We start from the raw sequence: 22,257 nt of genomic DNA on the forward strand, positions 1-22,257 counted from the left end.
TCAGCAGCCGGTGCATGCGGTCGGGAGCCGCATGTCCTGCCTCCTCGGCGAGCGTCCAGCCGTTCTTCCGCTCCAGCGGAGACATCAGGCCTCGCATATACGCCAGTGCCGACTCACGCGGCTCCGACCGGGCAAACCGGTGCACGAACCGCTCATGCACCTCACCCAGACCCGCCGCCCACGCCCTCACATCACCAAGTACCCCACCCATAACCAGACCAACGACCAACCTGGCCACCAGTCACGCCAAACGCCGTTGCAGTACTAGGTCGTGTTGGCTTCGTAGGTGAGAACGTGTTCTGGCCCAACTTCCGTGGAACGGTGACGCTCAGTGTTGGTGAAGGCCGCCGTGCATGGTGCATGTGACCACGGTCTGACGTTGGTGTCGGTGGGACGGTCGATAATGCCGGTCATGGCAGATCGCAGTCCGGTCCTCCGGATCATCACCTCGGCGGCGCGGGCGTCGCTGAAGCCGCTCGGCCTGGCCCAGCGTGGGCGGTCACGGGTGTGGATTGATGATCACGGGTGGTGGCTCGGGGTTGTGGAGTTCACCCCACCGCGTACCGCTGGCAGCGGTCTGCACATCGGTGCGCTGTGGATGTGGCACGACGTGGACCACCTGGCCTTCCATGCAGAAGCAGCCCGAATCGGTCCCGAGTTGTTCCGCACCGATGACCAGTTCACACCGCTGGCGCTCGAACTCAGCAGACGGGCCGCGGCAGAGGTGACTGCGCAGAGGGAGAAGTTCTCGGCTCTGCCGGACATCGCCCGATATCTGACGTCCGGGCCGGTGCGGCGGGGATTCCTCTGGGACGGCTTCGACGCTGGGATCGCGGCTGCCCTGGTTGGGGATACGGGCTTGGCCTGCCATCTCTTCGAACAAGTCCTACGAGAGGAAGCGCTCGCACCCTGGATGGTCGAGGCTCAAGAGAAGGCGCGTGAGTTGCACGCGATCGCGTCAGATCGTGACGCCGTGACCAGCTGGGTCACCCGGGCCGTCGACTCATGCCGGAGCAAGTTGGGATTGGATCCCGTGCTGCTTACGATCGACTGAACGGACCCCCTCGTCGAGCGCCAGAGCTGCGGTCAAGAAAGAAGAACTCGCTTCCGCAGCAGGCCGAAGCCCGCCCGGCCATCCATCTGGCGCTTGATCATTTTGATGCGGGTTTGACGTGGCCCTCGACGGCGCCGGAGCTCCAGGGCAACGTTAGGCCGGCGGCGAGATCCCGTTCGAGGCCGTTGACGAAGGCGTGGAGGCTGGGCAGGTCGTCGGCGCGGACCGCCTTGATCTACTGCGGGAGCTGATCGCCCTGGAGCTGGGTGAGCATTGCCGAACGCGCGGACGTGCCCGGTGAGCGCGTCCAGTTCGGGGCAGTTGGCCAGGACGGATTTGAGCTTCAGACGCTCGCTCTCCGGCAGGGTGTCGGGGTGAGTGAGGATCCAGCCGGCGACTGTGCGTGGCGACGGTGGCCGGGTTGCCGGTGCGGTTGGGGGTGCGCGAAACGGCTGGAGGTAGGCGCGGACGGCTCCGTAGCCGCCCGTGTAGCCGTGCGCCTTGATCTCTTCCCACAGGGTCCAGGCGTTCGTTCAGCCCTCGGCCCATTGCTCGTGTAGGTAAGGCCTGAAGTCGTCGAGCTTGATCCTTCGGTTTTGTACGACGAATGAGGCGGGGGAGGTGATCGCCGGCCGGTCAGTAGCGCAGGTTCAGCGCAGCTGCGCCCGCGCCCTCGAGCTGAGGCCTCCGGCGCGCAGCGTTGGGGGCCGTTTGCGGTCACGCCGGTACGGCCCCGAAGGCGTCGGTGGGCAGGGCGAGGCGGGGTCCGAGGCGGAACCGCATCTCGCCTGCGGCGGCGCGGACCTCCGAGGAGCGGGTGTCTTCCTCGAGGGCGCCGAGCAGCATCATGACTGCTCTGGCTTCGTCGCCGGTCAGCAGCTTCAGGCGGGTGTCGGTGGCGGCGTCGAGGAGTACGCGGAGGAAGCCTTCGTCGTCCATGTCCATGCCGGGACAACGCTGTGCCATGACCACCGGTCACCCCGTCGGCGCCCGCCTGCGAAGACGGGGCCGGTACGCCTGCCGGGGTCTGGTTGTCAGTGCCCGTCCGTAGCGTCGTAGGCGAGGGCCCGGAACGGCCGGCCCCGGCGGGAAGGCCGCAGCCATGAGCGAGATCAGTGTGAGCAGGAACCACCTGGACCGGCTGCTCACCGACAGTTGTACAAGCAGTTCCGCGGGTTCACCGACATCGACGTCCTGCTGGACGGCCTGCTGGGCCTGGAGGGCAAGCTCGCCAAGGGCTCGTACACGAAGGTCGGGCACACCCGCCCGGTCGAGGTCACCGCCGACGCGGGCAAGGGCGGCAAGCTCGCCGTCTCCCTGGAGGGCACCTCGTACCCGATGCTTCTGGAGCGCGCCGGGGGCGCCGGCCGGGTCGAGCTGACGGAGTGGGGCCAGGCCTTCCCGCTCGATCCGTCCGCCCAGGACCAGACCGTGGACTACGGCTCCCAGCTGCCGACGACGAAGGGCAGAGAGACCAAGGGCGCCGGGCAGGGCTCGAACCCCGCCAAGCCGTAGCCCGGCCCGCTCGCCGCGCCTCGTCGGCGGCGGCGCTCCCGCCTGGTCTGCTGGAGACCCCGGTCCGGCGAGCCGGCTTCCGCATACCGGCGGTGGGCAGGGGCAGGCGTTGACCGATCGGTGAACAGCACGACGAGGCGATGGGCTGCTGCATGCGAAGCGTGGGCGTGGAGGAAGAACTGCTGCTGGCGGACGCGGAGACGGGGGAGCCGCGAGCCGTGGCGGGAGCCGTTCTCGCCGCGGCCGACCGGGCCGCCGAGGAGGGGGAGGAGCCGAGCCACACCTTCGAGGCGGAGCTCCAGGAAGAGCAGGTGGAGTTCGCCACGAAGCCGGTGATGGAGATGGGCGAGCTCCACGAGGAGATCGTCCGGTGGCGCGCGGAGGCCGCCAAACACGCGGCGACGGCCGACGCGGTCGTGGCCGCGCTCGGCACCTCCCCACTGGCCGTCCGGCCGTCCCTCTCCCCGGGCCACCGCTACGACTGGGTGTCGCGACAGTTCGGCATGACCGCCCAGGAGCAGCTGACCTGCGGCTGCCACGTCCACGTGTCGGTGGAGTCGGACGAGGAGGGCGTCGCCGTACTGGACCGCATCCGCCCCTGGCTCTCCGTACTGACGGCGATGAGCGCGAATTCCCCCTTCTGGCAGGGCGAGGACACCCGCTACGGGAGCTACCGCAGCCGGGTGTGGAACAGGCTCCCCGCCGCCGGCCCCGTGGACGTCTTCGGTTCCCCGGACCGCTACCACGCCGAGGTGAAGGCCATGGTGGACTCCGGTGTGCTGCGCGACAAGGGCATGATCTGGTTCGACGCACGGCTCTCCGCCTCCTACCCCACGGTGGAGGTCAGGGTGGCGGACGTCTGCCTCGACGCGTCCACGCCGGTCCTGCTGGCCGCCCTCGTACGGGGCCTGGTGGAGACCGCAGCGAGGTCCTGGAAGGCCGGCGAGCCCGCGCCGCGGGTGAGTACGGGACTGCTCCGGCTCGCCTCCTGGCAGGCCGGCCGCTCGGGCCTCGACGGCCCGCTGCTGCACCCCGAGACCATGCGGGAGACCGCGCCCGTGACGGCCGTCGAGGCGCTGTACCGGCACGTCGGCGACGCGCTGGCCGACGCCGGCGACGAGGAGTTCGTACGGGCTGGCATCGCGGGCCTCCTGGAGCCCGGCAACGGAGCGCGCGTCCAGCGGGCTCTGCTCGGCTCGGAGGGGGACCTGGCCTCGGTCGTCCGGCACTGTGCACGGCGGACCATGGAGGGGTGACGCGGGTCGGGCAGGATCGGAAGAAGACGCCCTTGTGACCTGAGTCAGAGGTTTGTCGTTGGTTTGGGTATGAGTCGTCTTGGTCCATTCCGCCGTTGTCGGTCAATGATGCCCAGCGTGCTGTGCTGGAGGGCTGGTTACGTCGTCGCTCGACGGCCCAGGCGTTGGCTCAGCGGTCGCGGATCGTGCTGGAGTGCGCGGAGGGGCACTCGGTGATGGATGTGTCGAGGCGATTGCGGATCGCGCCGGACACGGTCCGCACCTGGCGGCGGCGCTTCCTCGAGCACGGCCTGGACGGGCTGGGTGACGAGCCGCGTCCCGGCGTCCCGCGGAAGATCACCGACGCGGATGTCGAGCGGGTCATCGTCAAAACGCTGGAGGAAACACCGAAGAACGCGACGCACTGGTCGACCAGGTCGATGGCTGCGGCGACGGGTATGTCCCAGTCGACGGTCTCGAGGATCTGGCGGGCGTTCGCGCTGGCGCCGCACCGCTCGCAGACGTTCAAGCTGTCGACGGATCCGCTGTTCATCGACAAGGTCCGTGACGTCGTCTGGGCCGAGCAGACCTGGCCCGACCGCCTGCTGGCCACCTACCGGCGGGCCCACGCATCACCTATTTCTACGGCTGCTACTCGGTCGGCGACGATCAGATGTGGGGGATCAACCGGCGCCGCAAGGGCAGCGACCACACCTGGACCACGTTGAGAACGATCCGGGCAGCCCGCCCGGACGGCGCCCCGATCTACGTGATCCTCGACAACCTCTCCGCCCACCTCAACTGGAGAATCCGCAGGTGGGCAGCCCGCAACAAGGCCGAGCTGTGCTTCACCCCGACGCCGTCTCGTCCTGCGCCTTCCGCGAAGGTGAAGTTGGTGTACATCAGTGCCTCGGGCAGAATCACGTTCGACTGCAACGGGCCGTGAAGTGCGGCTCGGTGTCGGCAGGAAGGCCTTGGGGTGGGTTTCGACGAGGAGTGGGGGCAGCTGCGGGCCGCCGCGACGGCACGGGTGAACTCGGGGGCGCCGGCGGAGCCGGTCGCGCGGGTACCTGAGCCCGAACCCGCCCCGGTGGACGCGGCCGCGGCCCGTGAGGCGGTACTGGAGCGGCTGGCGGATTTCCGCAGCCGCGTCGTGCTGGTGCCCTTGGACGAACGCGGCGGTCTGTGGACGGCGGAGCTGGGCGGGCTGGACTGGATCTGCGCGTTCTCGGGCTTGGAGACGCTGGCCCGGTTCGCCGACGCGCGCGGTGAGGCGGAGCGGGAGTGGTCGTACCGGCGGATCGTCGGGGAGCGGCTGCTGGACGAGGTGATCCCGGCGCTGGACTTCCCGTGCGGGGTGGCGCTGGACGCGGCGGGGCCGGACGGGATCGTCTTCCCGCCGGTGCGGGGGCTGGTGCCGGACGGTGCCGCGCTCGACGGGGACGGACGGAGGGAGAAGGCGTGAGCGGGGACGGGGCGGACATCGATGTCTCGAAGCAGGCGCTGGCACAGATAGCGCAGGGCATCACGGACACGCTGGGCGAGCTGAAAGAGCTCGGGATGGTCGGTTCGGCCAGCATGGGCCGGGGCTTCTCGGATCTGACGCTGTCGGGGATGGAGAGCGGGCACGAGGGCCTCACGGCGTCGATGAAGACGTTCTGCGAGCGCTGGGAGTGGGGTGTGCGCGCGCTGGTGCAGCAGGGTAACCAGTTCGCGTTCGACGTCGGTCTGTCGGCGGGTGTGATGCACGAGCAGGACCAGTACATTCAGGGCAGCTTCAAGGTGCTGACGAACTCCGCGATGGGCAATCCGTACGCGTCGGAGCAGGAGATCACCGACAAGGACTGGGGCGGGGTCCTCTCCAACAACGTGTACACGCAGGTCCGGGACGCGGACTACAGCGCCGAGTCCTTCGACCGGGCGCGGGAGAACAGCAAGGAGGCCTGGAAGGGCGCCGTGCGGGACGTGAACAGCTCGGACATGCTCCTCAGCAACCAGATCATCGACGCGACGGGGATGCGGGACGAGGTGGACGCCGCGGTCGACGACTGGGTCGGTCCGGCGCCGCAGCCGCAGCCGTCGGGCGGTGAGCGCTGATGACGGACTGGGGCGGCCTGCTGGACAAAGGCCTGCAGAAGCTGGACGACGGCTGGGAGGAGACGAAGAAGGTCGTCGGGCAGGGCGTCGACAAGGCCACCGACGGGATCGGCGCCGGCCTGGAGTACGTCGGGGCGGACGACTGGGCGGACAAGGTCGAGGACTGGGGCGACGACGTCGCCTCGGACCTCGGTGCTTCGGTCGGCGAGCAGCAGCTCGGCCAGAGCGAGCAGGCGAACGAGCTGGTCCACGGCAAGCCGGCGAAGATCCGGGAGTCGGCGAAGCACCTGGCCGACTTCCAGGGGGCCTTCGACCGGGTCGGCCAGGGCATGCGGGCACTGGACTCGGGCCACTGGAGGGGGCAGGCCGCCGACGCGTTCCGCAAGAAGTTCGCGATGCATCCCAAGGACTGGCTGCACGCCTCCGACGCCTGCGAGGCGGCGGCGGGCGCGCTGAACCGGTACGCGGAGACGGTGGAGTGGGCGCAGAAGCAGGCGCAGCAGGCCATCGACCTGTACAAGGCGGCGGTGAAGGCCGCGAAGGAGGCCCACGAGGACTACGCCGCCAAGGCCCACGCGTACACCGCGGCGGCTGAGGCCGGCAAGGACCCCGGACCGGTGCCGCAGAAGCCGGGCGACGTGGGCAAGGCCGACGGGACGCGGGCCCACGAGATCCTGAACGAGGCTCGCAAGCAGCGTGACGAGGCCGCGGCGAACGCGGCCAAGGCACTGGACGCGGCCCTGGAACACGCCCCGAAGGAGCCCTCGGCGACGGACCGGGCCCTGGCCGGGATCTCCGACCACTTCGCCGGTCAGGCGGTGGAGCTCAACCACTTCGTCGGCGGCGTGGTCAAGGGCACGGCAGGCCTGGTCAACTTCGCGCGCGGCCTGAACCCGATGGACCCGTACAACCTGACCCACCCGGCCGAGTACCAGCAGAACCTGAGCATGACCCTGGCAGGTCTGGTCTCCACGGCCGCCCACCCGGAACGCATCCCCGCCGGGCTGATCGAGACGCTGAAGGGCGACTTCAGCGAGGGCCTGGGCCGGTTCGTACCGGATCTCCTCGGGACCAAGGGCCTGGGCGGTGCCCGGGCGGGGACGAGACTCGCCCTGCGGGAAGGGCTGGAGGGAGCCGCCAGTACGGGCCTGCGGCACACCGATGAATGGCTGACCGGTGGCAGGAGACGTCCCCGGCAGCTCCTCGACGACCCGGCCCAGACCAAGTGGGCGGAGGACGCGTACGCGGACTTCATGAAGAGCGACCGGGACATAGACTCGATCAGCGGTCACACGCAGGGGCTGGCGCGGGACAACGGCTCCACCGGATTCACCCCGGAGGAGATCGCCGCGGTGAAGAAGCACGTGTTCGACACGGAACATCCCATCGTGGACTACGAAACGGGAGGTGTCGTGATGCGGAAGTTCGACGCGGATGCGGAGATCGCAGACGCCTGGATCCGGTTGCGCTCAGGAAACGGACTGCCGGAGGACCGGCTGCTTCTGGAACATGAGCTGGCCGAGCTCACGTACCTCCGCGAGAACCCGGGCTCCACCTACCAGGAGGCGCACCGGGTCGCGAACGAGACGCACAACTGGCAGGAATCCGGACCGCTGGACAAGCGCGAAGACATCGAAGGGGAATGGTAAATGGCCGCGATCGTGTATTTCCGGAAGGTCTCGGAGACCGAAGATCTGGTGGAGTACGAATTCGGTGACGACCCCGAGCGTTTCGAGCGACGGCTGACCATGGACAAGGCGTCCTGCACCTCGACGGTCCAGGACGCACTGGTCGACTACACCTTCTTGAAGGCGTCGCGGAAGCTCAACGCGCTGTACACGGAGCGGGGTGAGTGGCCGGAGCGGGGGATGAGCGTGAGCTGACCTGCCGCAGCACGCCCGCGTGCGGCTGAGCGGCTTGCCAGTCCGGACGCCGTCCCCGGCCCGCGCTTCGTCGGCGCCGTTGTCCTCGCCGGTTCGGCGTGCGGGTTCGGCGTGCGGCGAAGAGCGTGCTCGCACCGGTGGCCGGCAGCACTCCCACGCCGCCGAGCAGCTACAGGCCGAGGTCGTCTCCGGTCCCGGGGAGCGCGGCGGGCAGTGTGGAGCGGTGCCGCCGGACGCGGTCCGATCGGCTGCCGGGGGGGTCTCTATGTCCTTCGTCAAGGATGTGGCGCCGGGTTTGAGGCTGTTTGGGGAAGGTCATGCGGCGAGAGTCACGGTAGGGGTTCGGGAATCGTAGAAGGTTCCGTCGCGGAGCTTGGCGAACAGGACGCTGATGCGTTGGCGGGCGAGGCGGAGGAGCGCTTGGGTGTGGGTTTTGCCGCGGGCTCTTTGCCGGTCGTAGTAGGTGCGGGAGGCCTGGTCGGCGTTCATGCAGGCGAAGGCGGAGAGGAACATGGCGCGTTTGAGCTGCCGGGTTCCTCCTCTGGGTGCGTGTTCGCCGTGGATCGAGGTCCCGGAGGACCTGGTGGTGGGGGCGGGGCCGGCGTAGGAGGCGAGGTGGGCTGTGCTGGGGAAGCCGGTGCCGTCGCCGATGGTGACCAGCAGGACGGCGGCGGTCCTGACGCCGACTCCGGGCATTGAGGTCAGGACCGGGTGAAGAGGGTGGGCCTCCAGAAGGGTGCTGATCTGGGCTTCGAGGGCCCGACGCTGGTCGTGGACCGCGGCGAGCGAGCGGGCCAGCGACGGGATGACCACGTCGAGGGTGCCGGTTCCCGGGACCACGACGGTCTGTTCGTCGAGGGCGTCGAAGACGTCGTCGATCAGCCGGGCCGCCATGCGGGGGGCCTTGGGACGGATCACCTCGACGAGTCTGCGGCGGCAGGCTTTCCGCAGAGCGTTCGGGGATCCGTATCGCTCGAGGAGCCAGGTGACGGCGGGGTGATCCAGCCGCGGGCCCAGGACCCGCTCGTTCGTTGGTGATCGCTGGGTCGGTGAGGTGTTGACCTGGGGATCTGCTGAGGGCTCATCGCGTCAGCACCACCCCGGGCCTCCTCCGCCGGAGGCCGGGTTGGTGTCATGACAAGGCCGAACGGCTGGTCCAGGCCCGGGACGCCGACGACCCATGGCAGGCTCTGATAGAACTCGTGGACTACCTCGCCGCCCCCGCGGTCGAGCCGGTGGTACCTGCACTGGTGATGGAGGCGATGGTCCAGGCCTACCGCGCCCCCGAGCTCGAAGCATTACTGAGCCGCGGCAACGCCGACGAGCACGCGGCGATCGCCGCACTGCTGACACGAGCCGCCGCCGACGGCCGGATCGACCCCGAGCTGAACCCCGACAGTACGGCGACGTGGATCACGGCCCTGATCGCCTCGGTCTTCACCAGCGCGGCCACCACCCCCGGTTTCGATCCGGCAGACCAGCTCCCCACCCTCCGCCTCATCCTGACCCGCTTCCTTCAGGCGAAGCCGCACTGCTCCTAGCGACGGCCCGGGTAGCCGTGCTGAGCAATTGTCAATATCTGTGGATCAGTTGAGCTCGCTCAGGGTGATGAGGGTTCCCGCGCCGAAAGCCCAGCTGAGCGGCCAGCCGGGCGCCGGCTCGCCCGGCCAGCGCGAGCCCCACTCGCTCCAGGGCGTGGTTGAGCCGGATGGTGAACCGTGCGTGCGGGGCGGCCAGCCGGTAGAACGGCTCGGCGAACGTCCGGCGCGGACAGTTCGCAGCTCCGCAGATGAAACGCCGGACCGTCAACCGGATCACGAAGCCCAGTTCAGCAAGCGGAAGGTCCTTCAGCCTGCGCTGATAGCGGTCGTGGACTCGGTCCGAGAAGCGGCCACAGTCCGGACATGCCGCCCCGGCCGCGCGGCCTCTCGCCACCACCTCGACGGTGCCGAACGCGGCCGTCAAGGCCTCGACATCCACATCGTCGATCCCGTCGAACACCAGCGAGTCCCAGAACAGTGCATCGGTCTGCATGACCAGCACCATCACCGTCCACAACCGGCCGCAGCAGCGGTCGGCAGACACCTGAGGGAGCGGCAATTCCGGTCGTCGGCGGACAAGGCGTACGCAGTCTCACGCGAACCCGTCTCCTCGCAATCGAACATCGGAGTAACGCTCGGCGACGACGCCCCAGGATCTGTGCCGGAACCCGTAACTCACCAACAAAGCCAACGGGGCTCGGACCTGTGAGTTCGCCCCTTTCTTAGCCCGGACGTGGGCGGAGTCGAGGACGGCGCGGGAGAGGTCGAGGAGGCCGGCGTCGTCCAAGCGGTGCAGGATCTCCTCGTGGAGCCGGCCCCACACGGTATGACCTCAGCCTCCGGGGAAAGGAGACTCACGTTCCCCACCCCGAGCGAGAGGAGTCCACCGATGGCAGCCGACGACATGGGACACGCCGAGGACGCGTGGTGGCGGTCCGCGGTGGTCTACCAGGTCTATCCGCGCAGCTTTGCCGACTCCGACGGTGACGGCGTCGGCGACCTGGACGGTCTCACCGGACGCCTGGACCATCTGTCCGGGCTCGGCGTCGACGTGCTTTGGCTGTCGCCCGTCAACCCGTCCCCGCAGGCCGACAACGGGTACGACATCAGCGATTACCAGGACATCGACCCCGTCTTCGGTGACCTGGCGGCCTTCGACCGGCTGCTGGGCGCCGTGCACGAGCGCGGGATGAAACTCGTCATGGACCTGGTCGTCAACCACACCTCCGACGAGCATCCGTGGTTCCAGGAGTCACGCGACCCGGCGAGCCCGAAGCGCGACTGGTACTGGTGGCGTCCGCCACGTGAGGGACGCGAACCCAACAACTGGGGCTCCTTCTTCTCCGGTTCCGTCTGGGAGCTGGACGCGGCGAGCGACGCGTACTACCTCCATCTCTTCTCGCCGAAGCAGCCCGACCTCAACTGGGAGAACCCCCGGATGCGTCGGGCCGTGTACGCGATGATGCGCTGGTGGCTGGACCGGGGCGTGGACGGCTTCCGGATGGACGTCGTCAATCTCATCTCCAAAGACCCCGCCCTCCCCGACGGCGAGGTGCACGAACAGGGGCCGTACGGTGACGGCTCGCCCTACTTCGTCTGCGGACCCCGCATACACGACTACCTCCAGGAGATGCACCGCGAGGTGATCGCCCGGTACCCGGGCCGGCTGCTGACCGTCGGGGAGATGCCCGGGGTGACGGTTGATCAGGCCCGCCTGTTCACCGACCCGGCGCGTGCCGAGCTCGACATGGTCTTCCAGTTCGAGCACGTAGGGCTCGACCACGGGCGGGGCAAGTTCGATCCCCGCCCACTGCGGCTCACCGACCTCAAGGCCTCGCTCGGCCGCTGGCAGTCCGGCCTCGCCGACGTCGGGTGGAACAGCCTGTACTGGAACAACCACGACCAGCCCCGGGTGGTCTCTCGGTTCGGTGACGACGGACCGAGCCACCGGACCCGGTCCGCGACGATGCTCGCGACCGTGCTCCACCTGCACCGGGGCACGCCGTACGTCTACCAGGGCGAGGAACTCGGCATGGCCAACGCGCCCTTGCGCACCATCGAGGACTTCAGGGACATCGAGTCCCTGAACCACTACACGGAGGCGCTGCGCGCGGGGGCGGAACCCGAGGACGTCCTCACGGGACTACGGGCGATGGGCCGCGACAACGCCCGTACACCCATGCAGTGGGACGCGTCCCCGCATGCGGGGTTCACCACAGGCACCCCGTGGATCCCCGTCAACCCGGACCACACCGAGGTCAACGCCGAAGCGGCCCTCGCGGATCCCGACTCCGTCTACCACCACTACCGTCGGCTGATCGCCCTCCGGCACCAAGAACCGGCCGTCGTGCACGGCGACTTCACGATGCTGCTGCCGGACGACGAGCGGATCTACGCGTTCACCCGCCGGTACGGCCGCACGGTGCTCTTGGTCGTCGGGAACTTCACCGGCGACACGGCCTCCGCGGTGATGCCCGCCGGATGGGACGGCGCCGAACTCGTCATGGGCAACGGTCCGTCGGTCCCCCCGCGGCCCGGCCGCCTGGTGCTTGCCCCGTGGGAGGCGCGGGTGCACCGGCGCAACGACTGAGCCGAGCGGGCGGGGACGGCGACCGATGATCCCTCCGGTGCCGGGTACGCGGATCCCATGACCGTCTATGGATTCCACGCCTCCCATGAACAAGTACCTCCCGCTGACCTGCTGGCAGCCGTCGTGCGCGCGGAAGGCGCGGGCTTCACCGCCGCGATGTGCTCGGACCACTTCTCACCGTGGAGCGTCCGGCAGGGTGAGTCCGGCTTCGCCTGGTCCTGGCTCGGCGCGGCGCTCCAGGCCTCCGACAGGATCCCCTTCGGAGTGGTGAACGCCCCGGGCCAGCGCTACCATCCGGCGATCGTCGCGCAGGCGATCGGCAGCCTCGCCGCGATGTACCCAGGCCGCTTCTGGGCGGCGCTGGGAAGCGGTGAGGCGTCCAACGAGCACATAACCGGTGACCGTTGGCCGCGAAAGGACGTCCGGAACGCGAGGCTGCGCGAGTGCGTCGACATCATCCGGGCGCTGCTGCGCGGCGAGGAGGTGAGCCACGACGGGCTGGTGACCGTGGACCGGGCCAGGTTGTGGACCCGTCCGGAGACGGTGCCACCGTTGGTGGGGGCCGCGTGCAGCGAGGCGACCGCGCGGTGGTGCGCGGAGTGGGCGGACGGCCTGATCACGGTGAACGCGCCGCGCGAGACACTGCGCCGGATCGTGGACGCCTACCGTTCGGCGGGCGGCGTCGGCCGGCTGCACCTCCAGGTGCACCTCAGCTGGGCCCCCGACCTGGAAACCGCCCAGGAACTCGCCCACGACCAGTGGCGCACCAACGTGCACGGGCCGCCGGCGAGCTGGGACCTCGACTCTGCCGAGCTGTTCGACAACGTCAGCGAGCACGTCTCTCCGGACAGGGTCGCGGAGTCCGTCAACATCTCCAACGATCTCGGCCGGCACGCGGCCTGGCTCCAGGAGTACGCCGACCTCGGCTTCGACGCCGTCATGCTGCATCACGTCGGCAAGGAGCAGAGCGCCTTCATCGACGCGTTCGGCGCGAAGGTGCTGCCGCAGCTGGATGTCACCCGGCCCCCGGCCGCCGTCGCGGAGGGTGCCCGATGAGGCTGACCCGCACCTCCGACCTGTGGTGGAAGAACGCGGTCGTCTACTGCCTGGACGTGGAGACGTACCAGGACTCCGACGGCGACGGCACCGGCGACTTCGCGGGCCTGACACAGCGCATCGACCACTTGGTTCGCCTCGGCGTCACCTGCGTGTGGCTGATGCCGTTCTACCCGACGAGGGAGCGCGACGACGGCTACGACATCACCGACTTCTACGCCGTCGATCCCCGGCTCGGCACGCTGGGCGACTTCACCGAGTTCGTGCGCACCGCCCGCGACCGGGGCATCCGGGTCATCGCCGACCTGGTCGTCAACCACACCTCCGACCACCATCCGTGGTTCCAGGACGCCCGCTCCAGCCGCACATCGAAGTACCGCGACTGGTACGTCTGGTGCGACAGCCCGCCGGAGGACGGCCCCGAGGGTGTGGTCTTCCCCGACGTCGAGAAGAGCGTGTGGGAGCACGACGAGACCACCGAGCAGTACTACCTGCACCGGTTCTACAAGCAGCAGCCCGACCTCAACGTCGCCAACCCGGCGGTCCGTGACGAGATAGCGCGCATCATGGGCTTCTGGACGCAGCTCGGACTGTCGGGATTCCGGGTCGACGCGGTGCCGTTCCTGCTGGAGACCGACGGCCAGGAGGACGCGGACCAGCTGCCCGACCCGCACGAGTACCTCGCCGACCTGCGGGCCTTCCTCGGACGTCGCAGCGGTGACGCGGTGCTGCTGGGCGAGGTGAACCTGCCCTACCCGGACACCGCGAAGTTCTTCGGCGACTCGGAGTCCTCCCGCGGTGACGAGCTGACCATGTGCTTCGACTTCATCGGCATGCAGCAGATGTACCTGTCGATGGCGCGGGGCGAGGCGGCCCCTCTGGCGGCGGCTCTCCGGGAGCGCCCTGCGGCGCCCCGCGACGCGCACTGGGCGACGTTCGTCCGCAACCACGACGAGCTCACGCTCGACAAACTCGACGACGACGAGCGCGCCGAGGTGTTCGCCGCCTTCGGCCCCGACAAGGACATGCAGCTCTACGACCGGGGCCTGCGCCGCCGCCTGCCGCCGATGGTCGACGGCGACCGGCGGCGCGTGGAACTGGCCTACAGCCTGCTCTTCTCCCTGCCCGGCACACCGGTGCTGTTCTACGGCGAGGAGATAGGCATGGGCGAGAACCTCGCCGCCGAGGGCCGGCAGGCCGTCCGCACCCCGATGCAGTGGACGCCCGACAAGAGTGGCGGTTTCACCGCGGGGGAGGGAGTGGAGCTGCCCAATCCCGTCACGACGGGTGCGTTCGGCCCGACGAAGGTCAACGCGCACGACCAGGCGCACGACCCGGCTTCGCCGCTGGGTCGGATGCGGACGCTGATCGAACGCTACCGGGAGACCCCCGAGCTGGCCTGGGGCGACTACCGGGTCATCGACACGGACGATCCGGGCGTGTTGGTCCACCTCAGTTCGCTGGAGGGCGGCGCGGTGCTCGTGCTGCACAATTTCTCCGAGCGGTCCGTCACCGCCTCCGTCGAGGTCCCGGGACTGAGGGGCAGCCGGCTGCTCACCGATGTCTTCACCGGTGACACCCTCAAGTCGGCGGCCGCCGGCCTCGTTGATGTCGCGCTGGACCCGTACGGCTACCGGTGGCTGAGGGTCAACACCCCCCTTGACGACCCGGATCGGGCGACAGCGGTGTGATCCGACGCGCGCGAGGTGTCCGGCCGCACGGAGTGGGCCGGGCACCTCCTGGGGCTGTGGCGGGCTGGGCGAGTTCTGTCTGAACTCCGGCAAGGGCGGCGACTTCGAGCAGGCTGCCAAGACCTGCTTCGTCCTGGGCAAGGAGGACACCTCCCTTCGGCGAGGCGGGCCACGGTGCGAGCGCCAGCAGGACGTTGATCCCGGAGCAGTCACACAGAGGCCCTGGGAGGCTGCCTGCTACAGCAGGACGATGGTGCCCTTGGCGGTGGAGCCGGTGATGAGGCTGTCGCCGTCGCGGTCGGCGCCGGTGTAGCCGCGCAGCAGCTGGTCGACGGTGGACAGCAGGCCACCCGCGTCGCAGGTGGCATGGCCCTGCAAGTCGGCTGTGGCGGTGCACAGCGTCTTGCCGGCGGCGCTGGTGAACGTCACCTTCGCGTACGGCAGCCCCGTCACCCCGAAGCTGAGGTCGTTGTAGGTGATGTCGGCGTTCAGGTCGGTGACACCCAGCGGGAGCACGCTCAGCTTGGCCGTGCCCGCCTTCGCCGCGGTCGAGAGGCCCGCGTCCTGGGGAAAGTCGCACAACTGCTCGGCGGCCTTGAAGGCGGTCCCTTCCGGGCAGGTCTTCACCATCGGTGCGCCACCGGCGTCGCATTGAACGAACGCGCCGGGGTTCCCGCCGTGCGGGAGCAGGCGCGTGGTCGTGCACACCTCGGCGGCAGCCCGTGCATCCACTCCGGCGGCCTGCGCGGGAGCAGCGAGCCCCACCCCGGCGACGGCTGTCGCACTCAGACCCACAGCAAGACGACGAAGCATCAAAACCCCTCCAAACAAACGATCACAACAGGCAACCACCCGTTGCTACCCGCCTTCCGCGCCCGTACCTAAAGGTGACCGAAACCTAGATCCACATCCAGCCAGTGCTAAAACGCGACGGCAGAGAGCCAGAGACGTGATCACTCCTCTGCATCTGGCGTCGGCCTGCACATCCAGGTGGAGGAACCGCCGCGCGCGGTAGCGGGGGTTGAACCAATGGGGGGCTGCTGCGAGGCAGCCGGCACCAGGCGAAGCCGCGGTACCCGTCCACCGGGCCGGTGGGTGGTGGTTGAACGGGAGCGAGCCGCTTGTGGGGAGACCCGGACCCGGGAAGGGGCGGACGCCGACGGCGGCATGGCCAGGGAGTGAAGGGTCGCGTCGAGAAGGCGGCCGACCAGGGCGGCGCCCGAGGCCTCCTCCACGCGCGTGCGGGGGATCGGTTCCTTTTGCGGGGTTGCACGGGACGGTCCCGGCCTCTTGACGCATCGGATTTAGTGCGTCAGCGCCTCCGGGCCCGTAATTCTTGGACTGTCCAACAGCGCCGGCCGGCAGGCGGCGCCTGCCAAGGTCACATGGTGTGGATGGTGACGGCGGCGGCTTCCCTCACTCTCCCTCGATGACGCCGTGGACAGCCATGCAGTAGTAGGTCCCGCCGATGTCCTGCACCACCCCGTTATGCGCGGCGCAGTCGGCCGCCGAGATGGGCCCGGGTTCCGCTACGGCGGCCGTAGTTCCGGCGATGGCGAACGCCAGCGCGATGCAGGACGTGGCAATGAGGGAGGCGGTTCGGCAGCGCATGGTTTCCTCTTTCGTGACTGGACGGACAGGTGCTCCAACTCAAGCTCATGCCGGAGCCGGTCGGGCTTCGGTGCGCAGGCGTGACGAGGGTGAATGCTGATCACCCGGCCGGCCCGCCGCAGGAACTCGAATAGGTCGGCGGGGCCGAGGGCGAGGCCCTGTCCTGCCCGCGGCTTCTGGTCTTCGGCCACCCCGACGGCACCGGCCGCCGGGGGTGCGTACTCGTTCTCTGCTCCCGCCGGATCGACGACCTTCACGAGGGTGAGCGCCTGGTTCTCACCGTCTGCCGTTCCCGTGAGGTCGATAGTGGTTCCTCCCGTGGCGGAAGCGGGCGGCGGCGGTGTGGGGTTCGGCTGCTGTGCGTGGAGAGCTGCCGAATCGTTTCAGCCGATGTGAATGATGGATTCCGTTTTTTCGGTTGGGACCCCTTCTGCCCGGAGGCGCTGTACACCGGCCGAGGCGGTGCCCTTCTTCAAGAAGTCCGTCTCGTCCACCACCAGGACGCCGTCGTCGGCACCGAGGTGCTCGAGGGCGTAGGCGCGGATGTCGTCGCGGACCGCGTCCGCGTCCCAGCGGGTGCTTCGCAACAGCCGCTGCATCGGCCCGGGGCGGGCGTGACGGGCCTGCTCGGCCAGCTGCCAGCAGTTCTTCCGCTCCACGCCAGACAGCAGGGCGAGCACAAAGGCGCGGGTCGTCGCCCGCGGCTCCACCCGCTTGAACCGGCCCGCGATCCGGGCCATGGCCTGGTCGAACATCGCACGCCAAGGGGCGGCATCTATGCTGTTGTCCGCGGCCACAGCACGATCTTCAGGAGTCCATCACAACCCTTAATGATCACGTCGTGGCCGCTCCAGATCTACCGGGGGTGTGTGACAGGCTGCTTCAGCCAGTGGGATCCGCGCGGGGCGAGGCTCGGGACCGACCGCCCATGCGATATGCCGTCAGCGGCCCGACGTTTGGATGTTGAGCCCATGCTCCGGCCTGGGGACGGCGTGACGGACTCGGCCGACGATGTCTCTACCGGCCGGCCTGCAGCCGCGTAGCGATCGAGCGCAACAGGGGGGTCGGGGATGGGCGAGGATCCACTCGTCACGGCGGTGCGGAACGGGGACGAGAACGCGGTCAGAATACTGCTCGAGGACGGGGCGGACCCCGACGTCTTCGACGAGCAGGGCACTCCCGCACTCTGCCTGGCCATCTCAGCATTCAACTCGACGATCGCCAGCTATCTGGTGGAAGGCGGCGCGGATGCAGACCGCCAGCTGCCCGACGGGACCACGCCCCTCCTGCGGGCCATCGACAGTGGTTCTATCGGTCTCGTCTTCTGCCTGCTCGGTGACGCGGCGCTGACGAGCGAGGCCACCCGGGTGGAACTGCTGGCACGCGCCCGGCGGTGGCACGAGACGGGCTCGGTCGCCATGCTCCGGGAACGGACCGGGACCTCGGATGTGGTCGAACGGGTTCGCATCCGGGACAGGGAATGGACCACCGAGTACCACGAGCTCCGGCTCGGCGGGATGACCGTCCGCGACGGCCACACAGGGATCCTCACTCTCCTCGAGAAGCACTTCGGACTGCACCTGGGCATTGACGAATTGGCGGCCCGCGCGTGCGCACTCGAGTACCCGAACTATCAACACGCCGTCTGGTCGGAGATCGTCAGAACCCTTGCCCGGAGGCAGGACGACGAGACCTGGGAGGCTGCGGCGGCACTGCGGGGCCATCCCGACCCCCTGCACCGCCGCTTCGGCGCGGAGGTCCTGGTCTGTCTCCACCTCGAGGCTGAGCTGACGAACGTCGCGAGTCCGCTCGAACATCGCACGCTCGAGCTCCTCCTCGATTGGGCAAAGGAGGAGGGACACCCGGACGTCCTGGCCGAGACCCTGGCCGGCCTGAGCCACCATGAGGACCCGAGGATCGAGCCGCTGGGGCTCTCATTCCTTGCCCACCCTGCCCCACAGGTCCGTGTTGTAGTGCCTTCGACCCTGAGAATTGTGAACTCGGAGAGGTCTGGGCGGAAGACGTTCACCTCCGAGGGGCTGAACGTCCTGCTTGCACTGGCCCGAGACACCGACCCCTCCGTTCGCCAAGCTGCCGGCTACGGACTCGCGTACAGCCTGAATCCGGAACCCGCCATCGGGGACACCCTGGCCGATCTGCTCGATGACGAGGACCAGCAGACCCGGATCTGGGCCGTCTACGGACTGGCCGAGCGGGACGATCCGCGCTGTATTGATGGCGCCGACCGGGTTGGGCCCGTCGACGAGTACGAGTCGTGGTCCTGGATACTCGGTGCGCCCTCACGGTATGAGCAGCGCCGAAGGGAGCAGGAAGCTCCGGCCACGGCCGAGTAGCGAATGCTCGCCAATCCAAGATCACGAAGTCGCACTGGAGTACTAGCCCGCAGCTTGGCGTCAACCGGCTCGCGCACGCCGCGATCGTCGGAGTCGTCAAGGACGTCCTCCCCGAGACGGAGGCGGGTCTCCTGGTCAGCTCGCGCCAGTGGCCCCTGCTGGCCCACCGCATGGACCAAATCCGCGATCAGGGCGGCACCGGTCTCCTCGCCGCGCACCTGGCCCGCCTCGGCGAGAACCGCCTCGGTCGTGCGGCACTGTGCACGGCGGACCATGGAGGGGTGACGCGGGTCGGGCAGGATCGGAAGAAGACGCCCTGGCGGGACGAGGGCTTCTTCCACTTTCAGCAGCAGCTTCGGCGGCCACGTCCCCGAACCCGTCCGACACCGCACCGAACTCGCCGAAGGCTTCGCCCGCGAACTCCCCATGCGCGACGAGATGCGCCTGTTCATGCGATACCCCCACCTGCCCCAGGCCCTCGCAGCCCAGTAACCCTTCATCCTTCCCCGCACGTGTGCCGGTCGGCCCTGGGTCGACCGGCACGTGAAAGGCACCCCCCCCCGCCGTGAACGACATCATCGAGAACGTGGTCGCCGCCCTCACGGTCGCCGCCGTCATCTGGATCGCCGGCCGCCTGTGGGCCCGCTGGCACCGAAAAGAGCGAAGCGACTGACCACTCGACGCTCTGCAGTCGGTGAGCAGGCCGTACGATCCCCGGGGCGCGGTGCCGGGGGGAGTTCGGTCAGTGGAGGGGGACGGACGTGCGGGTTTTCTCCGTGGAGGGCCGGAGGTACGCCGCCCTCACAGTGCTCGGGAGCGACGACTTCGACGCTCTGGAGGTGGTGGAGATGACTGCCGACGGGCGTGGCGCCCTCTTGTTGGAGTTCCGCATGGACGAGGAGACGGCCACGTTGGTCCACCTCGGCGCGGAGGTAGGCATTCCGCTGCTCAGGGCCTCCCTGGAGATTTTCCGCACGGACTTCCTGGAGCCCAGGCGCGCAGCGGGGCTGCCGCTGCCGCCCTGGTAGCCGAGGCCAGCCTGCGCCTGGCGCTCCTGGGCCTCGGCCGCCATGACGGCACCGGCCGCGACCGAGGCGGTGTCTTCCGGCACCCGCTCCGGTTCCAGCCGTTGCGCCTGGACGTGACGGTCGAGGACGTATCCCGGTTCGGCCAGGGCCCGGCTGCGGCGGCCGGCTGAAGGGCGCACCCTGCTGCCGGTCTCCTCGTTGGCCGGGCAGGAAGATCCTCGCTTCCTCCACCCTGGCTGTCGCGGCCCTGCTCCTGGCCGCCGTTTCCGCCTCAGCCGACGACACCCCCAGCGGGGGGGGGGGGGGGGGGAGGGCGCCATCGGGCAAGGCAGCTCATCGCTCGGTTTCGGCGCTGACGGTACGGACGGGGACAGCGGTGGCGGTCACGCGTCATCGAACCGCCACCTCGTGAAGACGGGTGACCCGGGGGCCCTCTCCGACCTGGTCAACAACCTGTCGAACCCGCAGCCGCAGTGAACCACTCCTGGGCCGGCTGACGGCCTCGACCGGCGTCCGGTGGCCCGCCTGAGCGGGCGCCTTCGACGACCCCAGCGCGGGCCGCCACCACCTGGTGGCGGCCCGCGCTGACGTGCGTCCGGGGACTCGCCGGACACCCCCGCAGGGGTGAATTTCTCCCTCGCGTACGCGTAGGCGGCTTGTGCGGTGTGCTCTCACCTCGCCCTGAAATCACATCTATTGACAACAAACGGGATCTTCCAACCCCCGCCGTGGACCAAGCCCTGTCTGAGGTGGACGAGGGAAGGAGACCGGCCGCCGGTGGACGGCGGGGATCGGGGTACACGGGCCGGCATGGCACCGAAGACGCAACACCTCAGGTCCCTGCGGGCTGTACGGCAGCTGCGCCGAGTCCGCACCTTCTACACGGCAGGCGTCCTCCTGTGGGCGGCCGCCACGGTCTGGACGGGATGGACTCATCCCGGGAGCCGGCAGATGTGGGTTTCCGCACTCCTTTTGGCAGTCTTCACCGGCCTGCTCGGCATGGCTTCCCTGTGGTTGCAGCGTCTCCAAGCCGCCGCAGGACACCCGCCGACGCATCACGCCGCACCCCGACGAGCCATCGCCCCACGGCATGCAAACGCCTGAACGCCCACGACAGGACGCTCACGGGACCAGAGAAGACGGCGTCGGCACCAGGATTCCAGCACCACCCCGCTGTAGGTCCCTGCGGGTCGGTGACCATGGGCCACTGCGGTGACTCAGGAGTCCAGGAGAGTGGCCACCGACTGCTGCATGTAGCCGCTGGGTGCCTGAACCATGCCGTAGCGGTCCCGGAGAGTGGCGGCGTCGGCCGCGTTCGGGTATCCGGGCACCTCGGAGCAGTCCGGCTTCTTCGCCGGAGGCTGCGTGGACAGGAGGGGTACTAGATCCGGGCCGAAGGGGGACTTGTCTGCCGGTTCCCCCGCCCTCCACCACAGCGACATGTACTGCGGCGCACGTGTGTACTCAAGCACCGCCGTGCCGTGCACCAGCCGGTGATCTTGTGGGGGATGACGTGCTCGTCTTGGCTGTGCACGAGAACGGCTGGCTGCAGGCTACGAGTTCACAGACTGCTTTCAGCGCAGATCGAGCAGCATCACGTCATGGAGGTCCGCGCCCTCGCCCCATGGCCGCGCCTCGCCGATCTTGCGGTATCCCCACGCCCGGTAAGCAGCCGACGCGGCCTTGCTCGCGGGGTGGACGTTCAACAGCACCCGCTCGGCTCCGATGCCGTCGAGCAGCGTCTTGTGCAGACGCCGCGCAACACCCTGTCCGCGCCACGGTCCGCGCACGGCGAGTTCCATGAGCCCGAAGGTGCGGTGCCCGTCCTCGCGCCGCATGTCGTCGGGCACGGGCTCGGTCAGTTCGTCCCACCACACAGTGTCGGGCCCGAGCGGGTAGCCGTATGCCATGCCGATCGGCTCGCCCTCCGAGGTACGGGCCAAGACAGCGCGAAAGGTGCGGTTGCGAGCCTGTACGGGGAAGCGGCGGAAGGCTGCGGCGACGTCGTCCGCGGTCTCGTTGTACGGAGGCTCCGCGAACGCTTCGCCGTAGATCAGCTTGAACGCGTCCTCGGCCTCCACTGCGGCCGATCCATCCATGCGCCCTATCGCGATGATCCCTTGCTGCGTCATGTGGTCCCCCTCGAACGGTCACGCAAATGCGTTCGCCGCGCACTCGCGGCCGCTGAAACTTCCGGATCTTACCCAGCAAGGGCAGTGAGACGGTGCTGGGCCAGTATGGGCAGACGGTTGAGGAAGGTACAGACGTCGATCACTCGGCTGATCGTGAGCAAGACGCAGCCGGCGCCGGGGCGGCCTCGCTCAGCTCCACACACCCGGCGTCGTCCAGCAAGGCGTAGTGGCACTGGATGGCGTAGTTAGTGTCGTGAGTGCGACAGGAGATCGCCGCCGGATGGCGGTAGATCCTGCCGTACGCTCCCTTTCCGTGCGGGGCGGCAAGAGAAAGTAGTACCAGCGTCGGCATGCCCGCCCAGGCAGCCCCTAGTGCTGCAACGGTCTTTGGCCTGACAGGTTGGCGGTTTCTGGTGGTGTGTGGCCGCGTTGTTTGTAGTGGCTGACGCGGGCTTGGTGTTGGCGTCGGC

Annotated in this window: 20 protein-coding genes and 4 pseudogenes; 14 read left to right on the forward strand and 10 right to left on the reverse strand. The window is 69.0% G+C overall.

Going from position 1 to position 22,257, the window contains the following annotated elements; all coding sequences use genetic code 11:
- Positions 1–211: pseudogene (locus tag ACFWUZ_RS35140) on the reverse strand (IS701 family transposase); the annotation flags it as partial.
- Between the two features lie 201 nt (positions 212–412).
- Here ACFWUZ_RS35140 and ACFWUZ_RS35145 point away from each other — a divergent pair.
- Positions 413–1,054 (forward strand): hypothetical protein, encoded by a 642-nt coding sequence (locus ACFWUZ_RS35145; protein WP_384382024.1) that lies wholly within the window; start codon positions 413–415, stop codon positions 1,052–1,054.
- Between the two features lie 717 nt (positions 1,055–1,771).
- On the opposite strand, the gene ACFWUZ_RS35150 is transcribed toward ACFWUZ_RS35145, so the two are convergent.
- Entirely contained in the window at positions 1,772–2,020 is a 249-nt protein-coding gene (locus ACFWUZ_RS35150; RefSeq protein WP_384382026.1) for a hypothetical protein, read from the reverse strand.
- Between the two features lie 189 nt (positions 2,021–2,209).
- Between ACFWUZ_RS35150 and ACFWUZ_RS35155 the strand changes: the two genes are divergently transcribed.
- The 7 genes from ACFWUZ_RS35155 to ACFWUZ_RS35185 all read left to right on the forward strand — a co-directional run bounded on the left by ACFWUZ_RS35155 (position 2,210) and on the right by ACFWUZ_RS35185 (position 7,784).
- Complete coding sequence (locus ACFWUZ_RS35155; RefSeq protein WP_384382028.1) at positions 2,210–2,569, forward strand: hypothetical protein; 360 nt, start codon at positions 2,210–2,212, stop codon at positions 2,567–2,569.
- A gap of 152 nt (positions 2,570–2,721) precedes the next feature.
- Positions 2,722–3,825, forward strand: a complete 1,104-nt coding sequence (locus ACFWUZ_RS35160; protein WP_384382030.1) for a glutamate--cysteine ligase — start codon at positions 2,722–2,724, stop codon at positions 3,823–3,825.
- 95 nt (positions 3,826–3,920) lie between these two features.
- Positions 3,921–4,532, forward strand: coding sequence for an IS630 family transposase (locus tag ACFWUZ_RS35165; RefSeq protein ID WP_384382032.1), 612 nt, complete (start codon positions 3,921–3,923; stop codon positions 4,530–4,532).
- Positions 4,533–4,783: 251 nt separating this feature from the next.
- Positions 4,784–5,269, forward strand: a complete 486-nt coding sequence (locus ACFWUZ_RS35170) for a hypothetical protein (RefSeq protein WP_384382034.1) — start codon at positions 4,784–4,786, stop codon at positions 5,267–5,269.
- On the forward strand, positions 5,266–5,901 hold the full coding sequence (locus ACFWUZ_RS35175; RefSeq protein ID WP_384382036.1) for a hypothetical protein: 636 nt from the start codon (positions 5,266–5,268) through the stop codon (positions 5,899–5,901). Before ACFWUZ_RS35170 ends, ACFWUZ_RS35175 begins: the two co-directional genes overlap by 4 nt.
- On the forward strand, positions 5,901–7,550 hold the full coding sequence (locus ACFWUZ_RS35180) for a putative T7SS-secreted protein (RefSeq protein WP_384382037.1): 1,650 nt from the start codon (positions 5,901–5,903) through the stop codon (positions 7,548–7,550). Before ACFWUZ_RS35175 ends, ACFWUZ_RS35180 begins: the two co-directional genes overlap by 1 nt.
- The gene (locus ACFWUZ_RS35185) at positions 7,551–7,784 is read left to right on the forward strand and encodes a hypothetical protein (protein WP_266941360.1); all 234 of its coding nucleotides are present in this window, start codon (positions 7,551–7,553) and stop codon (positions 7,782–7,784) included. It abuts the gene before it with no gap.
- Between the two features lie 315 nt (positions 7,785–8,099).
- On the opposite strand, the pseudogene ACFWUZ_RS35190 reads toward ACFWUZ_RS35185, so the two are convergent.
- Positions 8,100–8,831, reverse strand: a pseudogene (locus ACFWUZ_RS35190) (transposase); the annotation flags it as partial.
- Between the two features lie 155 nt (positions 8,832–8,986).
- Here ACFWUZ_RS35190 and ACFWUZ_RS35195 point away from each other — a divergent pair.
- On the forward strand, positions 8,987–9,325 hold the full coding sequence (locus ACFWUZ_RS35195) for a TetR family transcriptional regulator C-terminal domain-containing protein (protein ID WP_384382040.1): 339 nt from the start codon (positions 8,987–8,989) through the stop codon (positions 9,323–9,325).
- A 31-nt stretch (positions 9,326–9,356) separates the two neighbouring features.
- Here ACFWUZ_RS35195 and ACFWUZ_RS35200 read toward each other — a convergent pair whose 3' ends face one another.
- A complete protein-coding gene (locus tag ACFWUZ_RS35200) occupies positions 9,357–9,869 on the reverse strand; it encodes a transposase family protein (protein ID WP_384382042.1) in 513 nt (170 codons plus the stop codon).
- 145 nt (positions 9,870–10,014) lie between these two features.
- Positions 10,015–10,148: pseudogene (locus tag ACFWUZ_RS35205) on the reverse strand (IS5/IS1182 family transposase); the annotation flags it as partial.
- A 66-nt stretch (positions 10,149–10,214) separates the two neighbouring features.
- Between ACFWUZ_RS35205 and ACFWUZ_RS35210 the strand changes: the two are divergent.
- Genes ACFWUZ_RS35210 through ACFWUZ_RS35220 form a run of 3 tightly spaced genes read left to right on the forward strand, consistent with a single transcriptional unit; the run spans position 10,215 to position 14,662 of the window.
- A complete protein-coding gene (locus ACFWUZ_RS35210) occupies positions 10,215–11,915 on the forward strand; it encodes an alpha-glucosidase (protein ID WP_384382044.1) in 1,701 nt (566 codons plus the stop codon).
- Positions 11,916–11,972: 57 nt separating this feature from the next.
- Positions 11,973–12,971, forward strand: a complete 999-nt coding sequence (locus tag ACFWUZ_RS35215) for a TIGR03885 family FMN-dependent LLM class oxidoreductase (RefSeq protein ID WP_384382045.1) — start codon at positions 11,973–11,975, stop codon at positions 12,969–12,971.
- Positions 12,968–14,662, forward strand: a complete 1,695-nt coding sequence (locus ACFWUZ_RS35220) for an alpha-amylase family protein (RefSeq protein WP_384382047.1) — start codon at positions 12,968–12,970, stop codon at positions 14,660–14,662. Before ACFWUZ_RS35215 ends, ACFWUZ_RS35220 begins: the two co-directional genes overlap by 4 nt.
- Before the next feature lie 237 nt (positions 14,663–14,899).
- Here ACFWUZ_RS35220 and ACFWUZ_RS35225 read toward each other — a convergent pair whose 3' ends face one another.
- From ACFWUZ_RS35225 to ACFWUZ_RS35235, 3 genes and pseudogenes are all read right to left on the reverse strand, one after another.
- Positions 14,900–15,394 (reverse strand): carbohydrate-binding module family 14 protein, encoded by a 495-nt coding sequence (locus ACFWUZ_RS35225; protein ID WP_384382049.1) that lies wholly within the window; start codon positions 15,392–15,394, stop codon positions 14,900–14,902.
- A gap of 684 nt (positions 15,395–16,078) precedes the next feature.
- The gene (locus ACFWUZ_RS35230) at positions 16,079–16,273 is read right to left on the reverse strand and encodes a hypothetical protein (protein ID WP_384382051.1); all 195 of its coding nucleotides are present in this window, start codon (positions 16,271–16,273) and stop codon (positions 16,079–16,081) included.
- Between the two features lie 440 nt (positions 16,274–16,713).
- A pseudogene (locus tag ACFWUZ_RS35235) lies at positions 16,714–17,028 on the reverse strand (transposase); the annotation flags it as partial.
- A gap of 315 nt (positions 17,029–17,343) precedes the next feature.
- Here ACFWUZ_RS35235 and ACFWUZ_RS35240 point away from each other — a divergent pair.
- Entirely contained in the window at positions 17,344–18,627 is a 1,284-nt protein-coding gene (locus tag ACFWUZ_RS35240) for a HEAT repeat domain-containing protein (RefSeq protein ID WP_384382053.1), read from the forward strand.
- Between the two features lie 761 nt (positions 18,628–19,388).
- Positions 19,389–19,655, forward strand: coding sequence for a hypothetical protein (locus ACFWUZ_RS35245; RefSeq protein ID WP_384382055.1), 267 nt, complete (start codon positions 19,389–19,391; stop codon positions 19,653–19,655).
- 1,217 nt (positions 19,656–20,872) lie between these two features.
- Here ACFWUZ_RS35245 and ACFWUZ_RS35250 read toward each other — a convergent pair.
- Positions 20,873–21,127, reverse strand: a complete 255-nt coding sequence (locus tag ACFWUZ_RS35250; protein WP_384382057.1) for a hypothetical protein — start codon at positions 21,125–21,127, stop codon at positions 20,873–20,875.
- A gap of 102 nt (positions 21,128–21,229) precedes the next feature.
- A complete protein-coding gene (locus tag ACFWUZ_RS35255; protein ID WP_384382059.1) occupies positions 21,230–21,787 on the reverse strand; it encodes a GNAT family N-acetyltransferase in 558 nt (185 codons plus the stop codon).
- Positions 21,788–22,257: the final 470 nt, after the last annotated feature.

The organism is Streptomyces sp. NPDC058646, assembly GCF_042716875.1.
Lineage (GTDB): Bacteria > Actinomycetota > Actinomycetes > Streptomycetales > Streptomycetaceae > Streptomyces.

Bases quoted from the DNA above. Each gene is read 5' to 3' on its own strand.
- ACFWUZ_RS35145 (WP_384382024.1), top strand. From the start codon at position 413: ATGGCAGATCGCAGTCCGGTCCTCCGGATCATCACCTCGGCGGCGCGG.
- ACFWUZ_RS35150 (WP_384382026.1), bottom strand. From the start codon at position 2,020: ATGGCACAGCGTTGTCCCGGCATGGACATGGACGACGAAGGCTTCCTC.
- ACFWUZ_RS35160 (WP_384382030.1), top strand. From the start codon at position 2,722: ATGCGAAGCGTGGGCGTGGAGGAAGAACTGCTGCTGGCGGACGCGGAG.
- ACFWUZ_RS35180 (WP_384382037.1), top strand. From the start codon at position 5,901: ATGACGGACTGGGGCGGCCTGCTGGACAAAGGCCTGCAGAAGCTGGAC.
- ACFWUZ_RS35185 (WP_266941360.1), top strand. From the start codon at position 7,551: ATGGCCGCGATCGTGTATTTCCGGAAGGTCTCGGAGACCGAAGATCTG.
- ACFWUZ_RS35210 (WP_384382044.1), top strand. From the start codon at position 10,215: ATGGCAGCCGACGACATGGGACACGCCGAGGACGCGTGGTGGCGGTCC.
- ACFWUZ_RS35215 (WP_384382045.1), top strand. From the start codon at position 11,973: ATGACCGTCTATGGATTCCACGCCTCCCATGAACAAGTACCTCCCGCT.
- ACFWUZ_RS35220 (WP_384382047.1), top strand. From the start codon at position 12,968: ATGAGGCTGACCCGCACCTCCGACCTGTGGTGGAAGAACGCGGTCGTC.
- ACFWUZ_RS35230 (WP_384382051.1), bottom strand. From the start codon at position 16,273: ATGCGCTGCCGAACCGCCTCCCTCATTGCCACGTCCTGCATCGCGCTG.
- ACFWUZ_RS35240 (WP_384382053.1), top strand. From the start codon at position 17,344: ATGGGCGAGGATCCACTCGTCACGGCGGTGCGGAACGGGGACGAGAAC.
- ACFWUZ_RS35255 (WP_384382059.1), bottom strand. From the start codon at position 21,787: ATGACGCAGCAAGGGATCATCGCGATAGGGCGCATGGATGGATCGGCC.